The sequence below is a fragment of the Comamonas sp. B21-038 genome, assembly GCF_022387135.1.
In the GTDB taxonomy this organism is placed as follows: Bacteria; Pseudomonadota; Gammaproteobacteria; order Burkholderiales; family Burkholderiaceae_C; genus Comamonas; species Comamonas sediminis.
Genome location: NZ_CP092462.1, coordinates 1,502,400 through 1,516,585 on the forward strand (window position 1 = coordinate 1,502,400; position 14,186 = coordinate 1,516,585).

Below are 14,186 nucleotides of genomic sequence, written 5' to 3' on the forward strand. Positions count from 1 at the left end.
CGGCAAAGGCTGGGTTTGCAGGGTCACAGGGGCAGGTTATCGTTGGCTTGCGCGGCGGCTGGTGCCAGCGGCACCAGCGGTTCACCGTCCGAGATCTGGTACTTGCGCATCTTCTCCCACAGCACCTTGCGGCTGATACCCAGTTGCTGCGCGGTGTGCTGGCGCCGCCAGTCGTTGGCATGCAAGGCCTCGATGATGCGGTTGCGCTCCTCCAGGTCCCAGTTGCTGCGGTCGGCCAGCAGCGGTTCGGCGGCATGGGGCTCCAGCGGAAAGGTGGTGGCCGACAGGCTCTGGGCCTGCAGCAGCAGCCGCTCGGTGGCGCCACCGGCATGCCAGTCCTGGGTCTGGCGGGCGGCCACGCCAACGCGCTCGGCCAGGTTGCGCAGCTCGCGCACATTGCCGGGGAAGTACATCTGCGCAATCGCGTCGAGGATGAACATCGGCGGCCCACCCAGGCGTTCCATCATCTCCTCGCCCACCACCTTGCGCAGGATGCTGTTGAAGATGGCCAGCTTGTCGGCCTCGCCACGCTCTTCCAGGCTGGGCATCTGCAGCTCGATCACCGCCAGGCGAAAGAACAGATCCGCCCGGAAGCGCCCAGCATGCACCAGCTCGCGCAGCGATTTGTTGGTGGCCGCCACCAGCCGAAAATCCAGCGCCACCGGCGACGTGGCGCCCAGCCGGGTCACCGTGCGCTCTTCGAGCACGCGCAGCAGCTTGACCTGCTGGTACAGCGGCAGATCGGCGATTTCGTCGAGAAACAAGGTGCCGCCATTGGCCTGCTCGAAAAAGCCCTTGTGCGCCGTCACTGCACCGGTGAACGAGCCCTTCGCATGTCCAAAGAACAGCGACTCGAACAGGCCATCGGGGATGGCGCCGCAGTTGACGACGACAAAGGGCCCCTGGCCGTAGTGCGTATTGCGCTCATGCAGGCGCTCGGCAATGCGCTCCTTGCCGGTACCCGTCTCGCCAAAGATCAGCACGCTGTGCTCGCAGTCGGCAAAGGTGTCCACATCGCGCAGCAGCGCCAGCATGCATTCGGCCTCGGCGATGATGTCGTCGCCACGGGGCTGCTTGTGCCTGGTGCTTTGCAGCCGCCGCACAATGCGCACCAGCATCGCCCGCAGCTCCGCGCCGGTAAAGTCAAAGGGCAGCACATGGGAGTACTCGGTGGCATAGGTGCCCGGTCCTTCGCCACGCGGTTTGGCGCTGACCCACAGCACCGGCATGCCGCCAAAGTTGCCCTCGATCCCCTGGCGCGTAAATCGCGCTCCTTCCAGCACCGACACACTGACCACGGCAATGGCGTTGCCGCCCTGTGCCACCACGGGCGACAGGGTCAGGCCATCGGCGCGCACCACGTCCACATCCAAGTTGACCATGCAGCGCTCCACCCGTTCTGCAATGTCCGCTTGGCCTTCCCAGACGTAGATGACCAAATCGTTCTGATTCACGTTATATTCCATCGGTTCTTCATGTCGCTGCGCTCACTCCTGTCCTCATTGCACGATCTGGGCGGTGTCGCACTGGATGCCCAGCAAATCCACACTGGCGCGGCCCAGCTCAATGCCCAGGCCCTGCAGCAGCAGGTCCAGTGCGCCGCCGATGGTGTTGAGCAGCGGGGCGAGCAAGGCGCTCACCACAGACACCACCAGAGTGATCAGCAGATTCAGACCACCGAGCACCGCATTGAGTCCGCCAAGCAGTCCACCCAATATGCCGAAGGTTTCAGCGTTTTGTATATCTCCGACAAGCGCCGGCACCTGCTGCAGCAAGTTGCTGACAGTCGCGCCCAATCGCAGCCCGTTAGGTCCGCTGGAGCGTTCTACGTCCACTTGCATGCCGACCAAGCATTCATCCAGATTGGTGCTGTTAAAGGGACATGCCTGTGCATTAGGTGGCGATGTGTAGGAAGCTCCTGCAAGCAGTGAGGTGGATAGCTTGCTTTCGACCCTCATGCCCCCTAATAGATTTAGCAGGTTGAGCTTCACCAACTCAGTCTTTTGGCATACGCCATTGGCATTCAGCTTGCCAATGCAGACATCGCCAATCGCAGAGCGCACGGAGATATTGGCGCGGCGATCATTTCGGGCAGGAGTGCACTGGATGGCTTCCAACGTACCAGTGCTACGCACCAGATCCACCTGAATCGGAATGTGTACGTGGATTCCCAGCGTGTTCCCCAATAGCAACCCCAACAGACTGGGCGTGCTGACACTCTTATCCTCGCCGATGTTGACGGTCAGGCGCACCTGGGCGCTGCGCGCCTTGGTCTGGCCATTGGCGGGGCCGATGGCGTTGCGCGGTGGTTCCACCACGGTCAGGTTGGCATCCAGAATGCCCGGCAGCCCCAGGCCCAGCGCCACGCTGTTGCTGCCATTGGCAGCGAGCAGGTGGGTGCGCACCAGGTCACCCAGGCCGATGGCGGCATCGAGCCCAGCGCCGATGGGCGAGGCCGCGCCGCCCGCAGAGATGATCGCCAGCAAGCCCTTGTCTCCCCCCAGTGGCAGCTTGACGTTCGCGATCTGGAACGCGGCCAGGTAGGTGCGCAGATCGACCAGGGCGGCGATATCCACCCCGGCATTGAGCAGGCTGTCGCTGCCGGCCTGGATCGCGGCGTCGATCAGGTCGATCACCGAGGCATTGACGTTGGCCAGGTCATTGGGGGTGAGCAGCGCCAGGTCATTGACACCAATGGGCAGCCCCAGCACCTTGAGCAGGCCCGAGGGCGTGATCTTGGCATTGGCGATGCCGTCCTTGTCGAGCACGGTGAGGCGCTGTATATCCAGCCCCACCAGCGCGGTGATGCGCCCGAGCAGGCCATTGTTGTTGAAGCGCAGCAGCTGCGATCCGATCGAGAACGCGGCCACCGGCTCGCTGTCCTTGGCTGCGGTGGCAGCGGCGGCCACCACCCGGGAGCCGATAAAAGGCACCAGCTGCAGCACCTCGCCTTGGAGCTGCACGCGCACGGCATTCATCGGGCTGCTGTTGAGGCCAAAGCGCAGCGCATCGGCCTTGCTGCTGTCCCAGTGGCCGCAGTCAATCGTGCGCTGTTCGTTGTTCAGCGACAGGCGCATTTGGGTGGTCACGCTTTGGTTGGCCGCTGTCCGGCCCAGCCCGCAGGTCGCAGAGTTGCCGTAGGTGATGGCGTTGACGGCTTCGAGCGCGGCCACATCGGCGATGCGCTGCAGATCCCGCTTGGCGTAGTACATATAGCCGATCTGCACGGTGCCCAGCAAGGTGACCAGCACGGCAGCGAGCAGCGCAAACTGCACCAGCACGGCGCCGCGCTGGGCCGCAGGTATGGGGCGTCGTAGGGAAGGGGCGCTATAGGCGGACATGGTGCTGATCCTCCTCACAGCAGCGATGCAAAGTGCACCACGCTTTTTTCATAGAGCTGCCGTGGTTCGGTAACCCAGGCGCTTTGCGTGCCGAACAGTGGCGCGAGCTGGTAGCGCAGCTCAAACGTGGCACTGCCGGTGCCTGTGCTCGGGCAGGCCGCTTGCCATTGGATGGCGCCCACCGTCAATTGGTCTGCCACCGTGCCCGGTATGTCACTGCGCTCCAGACTGGAGCGCACCGATTGCGCCACCCGCAGCTGGATGGTGGCGCGGTTGGCCGCTGCCTGCGTGGGATGGCAGGGGTCGCTGACCCCCGCTGCCAGCACGCCCAGAATGGCGCGTGCGCCATCGCCCGCCGCCCGGGTGAGCGACTGCTGCGCCTGGAAAGCGCGCCAGTACACCGTCACGCCCAGCAGCATGACGACCATGAACACGGCAATCAGCGCGAACTCGATGGCTGCAACGCCGCGCTGGCGCCGCGGCTGCGCGCTGGTGTGCAGATACAGGCGCAGCTGCTTCATAGCATCCTCCTGTCCACCAACAGGCTCGCCTGGGCCTGCAGGCTGGCGGGCAGCAACAGGCCGAAACCGGGAATCGCCGGCGCAATGGCGCCCTGGCGGTAGTTGGCGATGCGGTAGCTGACCAGCACCAGGCAGGGAGTCTCGATATTGCAGTCCAGCGCCGGGTTCAACGCCGTGTCCTGGTTGCAGGCGGTGTCTGCCAGGTGGCAGAGCGTGAAGTTGATATCGCTCTCGGCTGGGCGGAGTTCGGCCGGCAACCAGTTGAGCGCGTTGGCCGTGGTGCGGCGCGCCTGCAGGCTGCGGAAGGCCCAGGTGGGCGGGTTGCTGCCGATGATCGTGGAGCTGGGGTAGCGCAGCGCTGCGCGGGCGCCTTCTTCGACCGCATACTGCATCGACTGGCGCACCAGAAAGGTCAGCCCGTAGCAGACGATGCCGTAGAGCAGTGCAAAGAACACCGGGAAGATGATGGCCCACTCGAGCGCATACACCCCGCGCTGCTGGCGCGAGTGCCTGCAGTGGTGCATGGATGGGGTGGGGTGCGGGCGCATCGCGGGCTCCTGGACGGCGGGGACTTACTTTTTCACATCCAGGCCGGTCTCAAAGCGCTCGGGGATCTTGGTCTCGAAGCTCTTCAAATAGCGCTGGTAGCTGCGGCCGGCCTGCTCGCCATCGATGGGGCGAGGGTGTACGCCCGGTGATGCCGTCTGCATGGCCAGCAGGCGCTCGGTGGCATTGCCGATGACGATGGGGCGGCTGCGCCAGATGACCGGGTTTTCCAGCGACGGGTTGCTGTTCTCCGTGGCCAGCGGGATATAGGGCTGCGTGGCGGGCGAGGCGCGCTCGGGAATCTGCACCACCGGCGCTTGCCGTGTCATCTCCAGGCTGGGCACCTCGGCCTCGACCGATACCACAGCGCGGCTGGATTCGGCATGCACGTCGAATGCCGAGAGGCCGGCACTAGCAGCCAGGCCCAGCATCAGCACGGAACGCCAGGTGGGGAGAGAAAGAGACTGAGACATGGGGTACTCCTGGTGGTGCTAAGGCGCAATGGGACGTGCTGGGGATGCGGTGATGGGTGGGCTGTCGTTGCCAGCGGCCGTACTGCGCAAGGCCGTGGGCAAGGCAGGCCTAGATCCCGCCGCTGGCACTTCGGATGGCGCTGCTGCCGGGGCTACAACAGGGGCAGTAGCCGGAACGGTCAGCGGGCTGGCTGCAAGCGTGGCACTGTCCACCATGGGCGCCGCCGCAAGCGGTGCGGGCGTTGGCAACTCGCCACCGTTGCGCCGGCGCATGGCGATCTGCACCGTCTGCAACTGGGCTTGCAAGGTCTGCATCGAGTTCGCATCAATCAGCGCAGGCACATTCTTGGCAGCGGGCTGGCTGAGCCGCTGCAGCAGTTGCGAGGCCTGCGCCTTCTGGTCGCTGGCCATCAGGTAGAGCGCCAAGTTGAGCTGCACCCGCGCATTGCCGGGGGCCAACTGCGCCGCTTGCAGTACCGGCAGATGGGCGGCCTCGGTCTGGCCATCCAGCATATGGGCATAGGCCAGGTCGCTCAGTACATCGGCATCGATGGGGTTGATCTGGCGTGCCATCTCCAGCTGCGCAATGGCGTTGGGGTACTGGCCCTGGCTGGCGTACAGCAGACCCAGGCCGCGCCGGGCACGTGCAACCGTGCTGCTGTCAGGATCGGCCAGCAAGGCCTGGTAACCCTGTTCGGCCAATTTGCCTTGGCCGGTGTTGCGCAGCGCATCGGCGCGCATCAGCCGGATCTGCGGCTGGCTGCCGTACTGGCGCTCAAAGGCCTGCGTGTGTGCCAGCGACGCATACCACTGGTTGGCCTGCTGCATCTGGCGGATCAGGTTCAGATAGGTCTGCTGCGCATCGATCTGGGTCAGCTGCGCGGCCTTCTCCATTTGCTGCTGCGCCTGGGCGGCCGTGCTTTGCTCGGCAGCGCCATAGCCTTGCGGGCCCTTCGAGGCGCAGCCGCCCAGCAGCGCGGCCGCCAGGGCCAGCAGCGGTAGGGACCGTGTTCGGGTGTTGCGGTGGGTCTGGCGCATGCTTATCGCCCTCCAATGGATGACAGGGAGCGGATCACCGCCGTAAAGCCGGGGCCTGCGGTGATCACAATCAATGCAGGGAGCAAGGTCAGCACCATCACGCCGGTCATCTTGACGGTGATGGTGCCGATCTTTTCCTTGAAACTGGCCTGGCGCTTTTCACGCAGCCGCAGGCTGAACTCGCGCAACGGCTCCTGCACGGCGCCGCCATGCCGGTCCACCTGTACCAGCAGGTTGACCACGGCACTCATGTCGTCATCGGCCCCCAGCATGGCCAGGCGCTGCAGCGACTGCTCGCGTGTGCGGCCCGAACTGTAGAGCCGGTTGGCCAGGCCCAGCTCGGCGCTCAGCACCCGCAGCACGCTGCCAAACTCGGTCGCCAGAATGTGCAGGCTCTGGTCAATGCTCAGGCCCACACCTTGCAGCAGGCGCAGCAGGTCCACAAACAGCGGCAGCTCCTCGACCACCTGCTTGCGCCGGTTATTGGCCTTGGAGCGCAGAATCCACTTGGGCAGCATCAGGCCCAGGCTGAACGCTGCAAAGCCATAGAACACGGCCATCCTGCCCTGGGGCTCAAAAAACAGCAGCGCCAAGGCCGGCAACGCCAGGCACAGGACTGTGCGGCTCACCACAAAGGTGAGGCCGCCGCGTGCCATCTCGATGCCTGCCTGCTCCATCAGCTTGCGGTCTTCGTCGGCAAACAATGCCTTGGCAAGCCCCGTGTCCAGCCAGGCGGGAGGCTTGAGGCGCTCAATCACCTGCTGGGCCGCTTCTTGCTCGCTCTGCGATGCGGAACTGGGCAGGGGCTGCAGGCCGGGCATCGGAAAAGGCTGGATCACTGCCGCTGCGGTTTCGCGCTGGCGCAGCAGTTGTGCGACACGCTGCTCGGTGCGTGCGGCGCGGTGCTGGCGCAGCAGCAGTCTGCCGGCGAGCATCAGCAGACCCAGTGCAGCGAGCGCCAGACTGGCGATCCACAGTTGAGCGGCGGTCATGGGCGCTCCTCTGCGCTGCAGGCGTGCGCTGACAGTGATGCACCATAGGGGCGTTGAAGGCGTCTGGATCGGAACATCTTTGGCCCTCCTTATTTCAGGCGTGCCAGCCGATACAGCAGGAAGGAGCCAAATACTTCCAGGCCTGCGGCTATAAAGATCATTTTTTGGCCGGTACCGTCCTGCCACAGCCGCATAAAGTAGCCCTGGTTGAGCAGCATGATCAAGGTGCCCACAACAAGGGGCAGCAAGGCCAGGATCCAGGCCGACAGGCGCACTTCGGTGGAAAGGGAATGGAGCTCGCGCTCCGCCGATTGGCGGTCGCGGATATAGGCCGATACGCGCTCCAGCACCTGGTCCACCCGGCCGCCATAGCGTGTGCTCATGCGGAACACGGCGGCGAGCAGGCCAAACTCGGGCAGTTTCCAGGTGCGCTCCAGCTGCGTCATCGCCTGGCCCAGGTCGGGCGAGACGCTGAGCGAGGCATTGACATGCTGCAAGGCGCTGCCCAGCGGCTCGGGCACATTGCCGCTGGCAAACTGGAAGGCCGCGTGGGGCGAGTTGCCGATGGAGATCAGGCGCACCATATTGTCCAGAAAGCCGGGCAGCAGCGAGAGCATCTTGGCGCGGCGCTTGCTCACCCGGTGCCAGATGCCAAACCAGGTCAGCAATGCATAGACCCCCAGCACCATCATTCCCAGCAAGGCGCCTGCTTGCAGTGCAACCACAAATGCGAGTACCAGGCCCAGCCCGGCGATCATCACCATGCCACGCGGGCTGATGCCCCAGGCACCATAGCCCAGGCGGTCATACAGCCACTGCCGTGCTGACGTCGAGCTGCCGGGTGCGCCCGGCAAGGCTGTGGAGGCGCGCGGCTCGGCCACCATGCCAGGCATCGGTGCTGCCGCAACGCTGGCCATCAGGTCGCGCTGGATATCGCGGCTGCGCTGCAGATGGCCGGTAATCGATTGCCGCGCCTGCTGCTGGCGCGCACGGGAGAACAGCCACAGCGCCAGGGCCAGCAGCGCGCAGGCGAGGGCGGCGATGACCAGGACGGCGGGGTGGATGTTCATCGTGGCCCTCCGCTGCTGCCGGGCTGCTGCTGGGCGCGCCACCAGGCCAGCAATTTGGGGGAATGGGGGGAGATGCCCATGGACACCCATTGGTCCTGCTCCTGGCCATCGGGCCCGATCTGGGCCTCGTAGCGGTAGAGTTCCTGGGTGGAGATCATGTTGTCCGTCATGCCGGTCACCTCGGTCAGCGACAACAGGCGCCGGCGGCCATTGGAGAGGCGGCCGATCTGCACGATGAAGTCCACCGCATTGGCAATCTGGCGGCGCAGGCTCACTTCGCTGCCCTGAAAGCCGGCAAAACCCGCCAGCATCTCGGCGCGGTAGAGGCATTCGCGGGGCGAGCTGGCATGGATGGTGCCCATGGAGCCATCGTGGCCGGTGTTCATCGCCTGGAGCAACTCCAGCACTTCGCCACTGCGCACCTCGCCGACGATGATGCGGTCGGGCCGCATGCGCAGGCTGTTGACCAGCAGGTCGCGGATGCTCACATGGCCCGAGCCATCAAAGCTGCCCGGCCGGCTCTCCAGCCGCACCACATGGCTGTGGTTGAGGGCCAGCTCGGCGGTGTCCTCAATGGTCACGATGCGCTCGTTGCTGGGGATAAAGCTGGCCAACGCATTGAGCAAGGAGGTCTTACCCGAGCTGGTGCCGCCGCTCACCAGAATGTTGCAGCGGGCCTTCACCGCCATCTCCAGAATGCGGCAGATGTCTTCGCTAAAGCTCCCCAGCTGCACCAGGTCCTTGGGCGTCAGCGGATCCTTGCGGAACTTGCGGATCGAGACCGTGGGGCCGTCGATGGCCAGCGGGCCGATGATCACATTGATACGGCCACCATCAGGCAGGCGGGCATCGACCATGGGGCTGGATTCATCGAGCCGCCGGCCCAGCGGCGCCAGAATGCGCCGCACGATGCGCAGCACATGCTCGTCGTCCTTGAAATGCGAGGCCTCGCGCTCGAGCATGCCGCCGCGCGAGACATAGAGATCCCGGTAGCCGTTGATGAGGATGTCCTCGACCCTCGGGTCTTCGAGGAGCGGCTGCAGCGGGCCCAGGCCGGTCAGTTCGCGGCTGAGCGCCTCGCCCACCTGGCGGGCCTCTTGCTCATTGACCGGCACCGCATGCAGGCGGATAAAGCTGTCGAGCTCGAGCTTCACAAACTGCGCAATTGCCGCCTGCGACCAGCGGCCAAACTCCGCCCCCAGTTCCTCGATGCGGCTGAGCAAATGCTCATAGGCATGGTTCTTCAGATCGGCGAGCAGCTGGGCATGCTGCAAGCTGTCGCTGGTAGCGGTGGCGGCGTTGGTGTAGTCCGGGGTGGTCATGGTCGTGTTCAGTGGCCGCGCAGGCGCTGGAGAAGGGTTTGCAAGGGGCCTGCCGCACTGCTGCGGTGGCCCGGGCGCTGTGGGTGGTGCTCGGCCAGCAGCTGATCAGCCAGCTGGGCGACGGCCTTCACATAGGGTTCGCTGCGGCGCTGCGCCGGCAGCAACTGGCCACGGTTAACCTCCTGCATCAGCGGTCGGCGGCGCTCCGGAATGCGGCCCAGCAGTGGCAATTGCAACTGCGCCGCCATGTGGGTGGCCGCCAGCTCCAGGCGGCTGTCATGGCGGTTCACAAGCAGTTCGATGCGATCGGCTGCAACGCCCATGGCCTGCAGCTGCTGCAGCAGCTCGGCCGTCCAGACCACACTGGCCACGCTCTGGTCGCAAACCAGCCACACCTCACTGGCCTGCGGCAGGACCTCGGCCATTACTGGCACCGGAGTGTCAGCGCCCAGGTCCAGCACCAGGTGCTCAAAGTACTGGCCCAGGCGCTGGACCAGCGCGTCAATCTCTCCGGCCACTGGCGGCGTGGCATGGCGGGGCATGGTCAGCAGCCGCAGGCCGCTCGGGTGGCGCGACAGCGCACTGGCCGCCATGCGCTTGTCCAGGCGGCGCTGCTGGCTGAGCGCATCGGCCAGGCTGAACTCGCCCGGGGTGTTGAGGTAGATGGCGCAGTCCCCGCCCGAGCTCCCCATGTCCAGCAACAAGGTGTGCAAGCTTTGCGCATCGGCCGCATGGCTGGCGGGCGCTGTGGCTTTGGCCCCATGGGCCGGACTCAGGCCTTCTTGCAGTTGCCAGGCCAGGTGCGATGCGAGCAGGCTGCAGCCCAGGCCGGCGCGGGCCGAGAGCAGCGCGGTGATCGGGGCGGAGTCCGCGCGGCGGTGGTCAACGGCGGCGGGGCGTGCCAGCAACTGGCTGACCACGCGCTGGGCCGGCTCCAGCGGCGCATCCAGATCCAGAAAATCCTGTACGCCCGCGCGCAGCGCGGCCAGCAGGCATGGGGCTTCCTGCGCATGCCCGATTGCCAGGCGAGGGATATGCGGGAATGCCTGCTGCAGTTGCGCCACCAGCGCCGTAGCGGCATCGACATTGGCGCCATCAAACTGCACCAGCACGGCATGGGGCTGCAGCTGCCGCACTTGCTCGGCTACCGTGTACAGGCTTGGGGCAACATGGGGCTGGGTGCCGCCCAGCAGTCGCTGCATCCAGACCAGCGCCAGTGCGCCTTGCGGCGCGGGCGCTTGCACCAGAAGCAGTGGCACCGTGGCGGCGCTGTCGACCGTGTGGTCGGCATGCGCCGGTACCTGTGTCAGCGAGGGAGGCACGGCGCGCAACGCGGGGCGCTCGCTGGCATCTGCCGGCGCAGGCCGTGCCTGGACGGGCCGTGGCGTCAGCAGGTCGGCCAGCGAGGGGCTCTCGGGCGCGGGGCCTGCGCTGTGGGGGGCGAGAGAGTCCTTGTTCATGGCATCAGTACGAAAAGCCGGGCAGGGGCGAGTCGGCATAGGGCGCACCCACGGCATAGGGCGCCCAGACGCGGCCAGCATTGGGCAGTTCCTGCGGCGCACCAGGCAGCAGGGCCTCCAGATTGGTGCCTGCCGGCAAAGGTTGCACCAGGCGTGGCGTGACGATGATCACCAGCTCGGTCTCTTCCTGGGAGTAATCCAGATTCTTGAAGAAGGTGCCCAGGATGGGTAGGTCACCGAGCAGCGGCACCTTTTTGACGTTGGACAGGGTCGAGCGGCTGACCAGCCCGCCAATGACAAAGCTTTCGCCGTCCGCCAGCTCGACAAAGGTGTCGGCCCGGCGGGTGCGCAGCGCGGGCACCGAGATATCGTTGATGGTGACGCCCTGGGTGTAGTCCAGGTCGCTGGCCTCGGGCGCCACCTTCAGGGCGATGCGCTCATTCGACAGAATGGTCGGTGTCAGCTGCAGCTTGACGCCAAACTCCTTGTACTGGATGGAAATGCTGTTGCTGCCGCCGCTGGGCACCGGAATGGGGATTTCGCCACCCGCCAGAAAGCTCGCGGTCTGGCCGCTATGGGCCACCAAGGTGGGCTTGGCCAGCACGCGCGCCAGGCCATTGCCTTCCAAAAAGCCCAATTGCGCGGTAATGCCCCGGCCGCTGAAGGCGCGGCCAAAGCCGAGCACCAGGTTCATCGCACTGGCAATGGCCGAGGTGCCGTTGTCGCCGCCGTTACCATTACCACTGCCGCCGTTGGACGAGCCACTGCTGCTGCCATTGCTGCCAGGGGTGTAGACCCCGAACTGGAAGCCATGGTCATTGGCGCCACCGCTGTTGAGCTGCACGCCCGCACGCCGCATGGCCGATTTCTTGAACTCCACCACCTGTACATCCACCTGCACGGTATTGCTGCGCACGTCCACCTTGGACAGGTCGGCCAATGGCGTGCCTTTGGGGGCCAGGGCGGCCAGTTCCGACGCGGCACGCGCATGCTCGGGGAGGGACTGCAGGCGGCGCTCCAGCAAAAGGCGCGGGCCGCTGACCACGATGCTCCAGGTCTGCGGTTCGCCCTGCGTAGGCCAGACCATCAAGGTCGTGCTGCCAGCGGCCTTGGGGGTCAGCAGCAGCTCGGCATGGCGGGTGGGGCGCTGGCCTGCTGCCTTGCCGGCGGCGGGCTTGCCGGTCTGGGGCAGTTCGCCCAGCACCTGCACATCCAGCACCGCAGGGTCGCCAATGGCGATGCGTGCAATGGCGATACCGGGTTTGAACAGCTGCTGCTGGCCTTGCACAAGTGCCAGGGGCTGCACATTCATGGCAGCGGGGGCCACCGTTTGGGCCTGCACGGCCAAGGTGGCGGCCAGCAGGGGCAGCCAGGCGGCGGATGCGAGTGCAGTGGTTCTCATAGTCGTTTCCCTCGTCTGTCTCGTTCTGGTTCCGGGCCTTGCGGGCCCGTGTGCGCCTGTGCTGGCGCGGACGGCCGGGGCTGACAACCCCGGTCGCCCTCAATAACGTACGGTCTGCGCGCTGGCGCCCTGGTAGACCTCTACCGTGCGCAGCGGTACGGCCGGGGCAGCAGGTGCCGCAGGCGCCTTGGCCTGCGTGACGGCGGCGGGGCGGCGCACCGGTTTGCTGTCGGCGCCCGTTGCCAGGTCCTTGAAGCGCAGGCCGGCAAAGGAGCGGTCCATGTCCTGCAATTGCTCGCCCTTGGCCAGCTTGCCCGCTACCGGCTGCAGCACGGTAGGCAGCGCGGCAAACAGCGCCGGGTCGGGCACACGGCTGTCATCAGGGTGGCGCAGCGCCAGGCTCAGCTGGCCGTATTTCTCGGCCAGGGTCAGGCGCTCGACATCCTGCAAAGGTACGGCCAGCACGGCGGTGGCTGCGTTGCGCGCCGCCTGGGCATCTTGCGTATTGCGCCGGGCCGCATTGGCGCTGCTGCCGGTCTTGGCGGCCTCTTGCTCCTCCTGCTGGCGCTGGGCCAGGGTGAGCGGTGGGTTTTCCACACTGGCTGCGCCATAGGCCAGCACACGGGTGCGCGCCAGCAGCAGCCGGGTCTGGCTGTCCACCTCCGCGGCGTCGGACTTGCCATCCAAGGTAAAGAACACATCGACAAAATCGCCAGGCCGCACATGGTGGCCAGCGGCCATGGCCTCACGGATACCGACGGACACCGCGCGTTGACCGGGTTCGACCTGCAATGCCAAACCGCTGATCAACTGCTGTTCAAACAGGGGTGCATCAGGCACCAGAGCCATCGTGGTGGTGCGGCCCAGTAGTGCATCGGTCGTCGAGAAACTGGATGCTACCGCCACCGGCAACTGCGCGATCTTGATATCGTCGGCTACCAGGCGCTGGCCTGCGGCAATGGGTTTGGCTGCTACCACGACTGCGTGGGTAGGGGCAGGTTGGCTGGCGGAGGTGCCGCTGGCCTCGGTTACGGGTGCCACGGGCCGATTGGCCGTCTGGCGGCCCAGCATCAAGGCGCCCAGGCCCAGGGCCAAGGCCAGTACCAGCAGCAGGCCGGCAAGTATCTTGGTGAGGTTCATGGTCGGAGGCTCCTGGAGGTTGAACACGGCATATGCTTTGCTGTCGCGGCAGCGCATGCGGCCCAGGAGGCGACAGCAAAGCACATGGAAAGTAGAGGTGGATAGAGGTGCATGTCAGCAGTCCTTCAACCCTGGAAAGGAACGGAGTTGCGCATCATCAGCACGATCGCCACCAGAGCCATATAGCCCGCATAGGGAATGCTGCGGTGGGGGCCACGAGACCGGTCGTTGGCAGGGGCATCTGCACCCGCTGCCAGCACGGGCTGCAGCATTGGCAGCCTGGCCAGCAGCAGCGCGCCTTGGGGGCTGCGCAGCAGGATGCGGCATCCCAATACGACCATGCTGTGCAGACCGGCAAGCAGACTTGCACCCAGCCAGATGGCCAGAAGATAGGGGGACAGTCCAAACCACAGCCCAGCCACCGCCGCAAACTTGACATCCCCGGCCCCCATCCAACGGATGGCGTACAGGGGAAGCAGGGCGGCAAAGGCCACTGCCATCCCCGCCAGGCCTTGCCAGGCCAGCATGTCGAACGGTTGCGCACCTCCGAACAGTGCTGCCAGACCTGTAGCCAGGCCCAGCAGCACCATCCAGTTGCGCACCTTGCGGCTGCGCAGGTCCATGACTGCTATGGCGACAAGCCACAGCAGCAGGATCCAGGTGAAGGCAGTGGTGGCCACGGCGAGGCGATCAGGGAGCTGCGGTGCCGGAAGCGGTCAGGGCAGTACCAATTTTTTCGAAGACCACTTTCAGCTTGGTACCGATATCGGTCAACGCCACCAGCAGACCGACCGCAATCAGCCCCGCAATCAACCCATACTCAATGGCGGTCGCGCCTTCTTCATCGTTCCAGAAGTTCTTGATGATGTTGGTCATGATGC

General features: G+C 65.6%; 14 protein-coding genes. All 14 read right to left on the reverse strand.

Going from position 1 to position 14,186, the window contains the following annotated elements; genetic code table 11:
* Nucleotides 1–23: 23 nt before the first annotated feature.
* Entirely contained in the window at nt 24–1,466 is a 1,443-nt protein-coding gene (locus MJ205_RS06755) for a sigma 54-interacting transcriptional regulator (protein WP_239811753.1), read from the reverse strand.
* A 33-nt stretch (nt 1,467–1,499) separates the two neighbouring features.
* Nucleotides 1,500–3,341, reverse strand: coding sequence for a TadG family pilus assembly protein (locus tag MJ205_RS06760; RefSeq protein ID WP_239811754.1), 1,842 nt, complete (start codon nt 3,339–3,341; stop codon nt 1,500–1,502).
* 14 nt (nt 3,342–3,355) lie between these two features.
* Nucleotides 3,356–3,862: a TadE/TadG family type IV pilus assembly protein gene (locus tag MJ205_RS06765; RefSeq protein WP_239811755.1), complete on the reverse strand. Its 507-nt coding sequence runs from the start codon at nt 3,860–3,862 to the stop codon at nt 3,356–3,358.
* Nucleotides 3,859–4,410 carry a TadE/TadG family type IV pilus assembly protein gene (locus MJ205_RS06770; RefSeq protein WP_239811756.1) on the reverse strand — a complete coding sequence of 184 codons (552 nt, stop codon included), beginning with the start codon at nt 4,408–4,410 and terminating at the stop codon, nt 3,859–3,861. The genes MJ205_RS06765 and MJ205_RS06770 overlap by 4 nt, the downstream gene beginning before the upstream one ends.
* Nucleotides 4,411–4,434: 24 nt before the next feature.
* Complete coding sequence (locus MJ205_RS06775) at nt 4,435–4,881, reverse strand: DUF3613 domain-containing protein (RefSeq protein ID WP_239811757.1); 447 nt, start codon at nt 4,879–4,881, stop codon at nt 4,435–4,437.
* A gap of 18 nt (nt 4,882–4,899) precedes the next feature.
* Nucleotides 4,900–5,919: a tetratricopeptide repeat protein gene (locus tag MJ205_RS06780; RefSeq protein WP_239811758.1), complete on the reverse strand. Its 1,020-nt coding sequence runs from the start codon at nt 5,917–5,919 to the stop codon at nt 4,900–4,902.
* A 2-nt stretch (nt 5,920–5,921) separates the two neighbouring features.
* Nucleotides 5,922–6,911 carry a type II secretion system F family protein gene (locus MJ205_RS06785; protein ID WP_239811759.1) on the reverse strand — a complete coding sequence of 330 codons (990 nt, stop codon included), beginning with the start codon at nt 6,909–6,911 and terminating at the stop codon, nt 5,922–5,924.
* Nucleotides 6,912–7,000: 89 nt separating this feature from the next.
* Nucleotides 7,001–7,981 carry a type II secretion system F family protein gene (locus MJ205_RS06790; RefSeq protein ID WP_239811760.1) on the reverse strand — a complete coding sequence of 327 codons (981 nt, stop codon included), beginning with the start codon at nt 7,979–7,981 and terminating at the stop codon, nt 7,001–7,003.
* Complete coding sequence (locus MJ205_RS06795; protein ID WP_239811761.1) at nt 7,978–9,303, reverse strand: CpaF family protein; 1,326 nt, start codon at nt 9,301–9,303, stop codon at nt 7,978–7,980. The genes MJ205_RS06790 and MJ205_RS06795 overlap by 4 nt, the downstream gene beginning before the upstream one ends.
* A gap of 8 nt (nt 9,304–9,311) precedes the next feature.
* Nucleotides 9,312–10,763 carry an AAA family ATPase gene (locus MJ205_RS06800; protein WP_239811762.1) on the reverse strand — a complete coding sequence of 484 codons (1,452 nt, stop codon included), beginning with the start codon at nt 10,761–10,763 and terminating at the stop codon, nt 9,312–9,314.
* A gap of 4 nt (nt 10,764–10,767) precedes the next feature.
* Nucleotides 10,768–12,165 carry a type II and III secretion system protein family protein gene (locus tag MJ205_RS06805; RefSeq protein ID WP_239811763.1) on the reverse strand — a complete coding sequence of 466 codons (1,398 nt, stop codon included), beginning with the start codon at nt 12,163–12,165 and terminating at the stop codon, nt 10,768–10,770.
* A 99-nt stretch (nt 12,166–12,264) separates the two neighbouring features.
* Entirely contained in the window at nt 12,265–13,305 is a 1,041-nt protein-coding gene (cpaB, locus tag MJ205_RS06810; protein WP_239811764.1) for a Flp pilus assembly protein CpaB, read from the reverse strand.
* A gap of 125 nt (nt 13,306–13,430) precedes the next feature.
* Nucleotides 13,431–13,985, reverse strand: a complete 555-nt coding sequence (locus MJ205_RS06815; protein ID WP_239811765.1) for an A24 family peptidase — start codon at nt 13,983–13,985, stop codon at nt 13,431–13,433.
* Nucleotides 13,986–13,995: 10 nt separating this feature from the next.
* Entirely contained in the window at nt 13,996–14,181 is a 186-nt protein-coding gene (locus MJ205_RS06820; RefSeq protein WP_116924463.1) for a Flp family type IVb pilin, read from the reverse strand.
* Nucleotides 14,182–14,186 lie beyond the last annotated feature (5 nt).

What these genes read in the sequence shown, in the direction of transcription:
- MJ205_RS06805 (WP_239811763.1), bottom strand. Translation starts at nt 12,165, where the DNA reads ATGAGAACCACTGCACTCGCATCCGCCGCCTGGCTGCCCCTGCTGGCC.
- MJ205_RS06755 (WP_239811753.1), bottom strand. Translation starts at nt 1,466, where the DNA reads ATGGAATATAACGTGAATCAGAACGATTTGGTCATCTACGTCTGGGAA.
- MJ205_RS06765 (WP_239811755.1), bottom strand. Translation starts at nt 3,862, where the DNA reads ATGAAGCAGCTGCGCCTGTATCTGCACACCAGCGCGCAGCCGCGGCGC.
- cpaB (WP_239811764.1), bottom strand. Translation starts at nt 13,305, where the DNA reads ATGAACCTCACCAAGATACTTGCCGGCCTGCTGCTGGTACTGGCCTTG.
- MJ205_RS06780 (WP_239811758.1), bottom strand. Translation starts at nt 5,919, where the DNA reads ATGCGCCAGACCCACCGCAACACCCGAACACGGTCCCTACCGCTGCTG.
- MJ205_RS06770 (WP_239811756.1), bottom strand. Translation starts at nt 4,410, where the DNA reads ATGCGCCCGCACCCCACCCCATCCATGCACCACTGCAGGCACTCGCGC.
- MJ205_RS06795 (WP_239811761.1), bottom strand. Translation starts at nt 9,303, where the DNA reads ATGACCACCCCGGACTACACCAACGCCGCCACCGCTACCAGCGACAGC.
- MJ205_RS06800 (WP_239811762.1), bottom strand. Translation starts at nt 10,763, where the DNA reads ATGAACAAGGACTCTCTCGCCCCCCACAGCGCAGGCCCCGCGCCCGAG.
- MJ205_RS06775 (WP_239811757.1), bottom strand. Translation starts at nt 4,881, where the DNA reads ATGTCTCAGTCTCTTTCTCTCCCCACCTGGCGTTCCGTGCTGATGCTG.
- MJ205_RS06820 (WP_116924463.1), bottom strand. Translation starts at nt 14,181, where the DNA reads ATGACCAACATCATCAAGAACTTCTGGAACGATGAAGAAGGCGCGACC.
- MJ205_RS06760 (WP_239811754.1), bottom strand. Translation starts at nt 3,341, where the DNA reads ATGTCCGCCTATAGCGCCCCTTCCCTACGACGCCCCATACCTGCGGCC.
- MJ205_RS06785 (WP_239811759.1), bottom strand. Translation starts at nt 6,911, where the DNA reads ATGACCGCCGCTCAACTGTGGATCGCCAGTCTGGCGCTCGCTGCACTG.
- MJ205_RS06790 (WP_239811760.1), bottom strand. Translation starts at nt 7,981, where the DNA reads ATGAACATCCACCCCGCCGTCCTGGTCATCGCCGCCCTCGCCTGCGCG.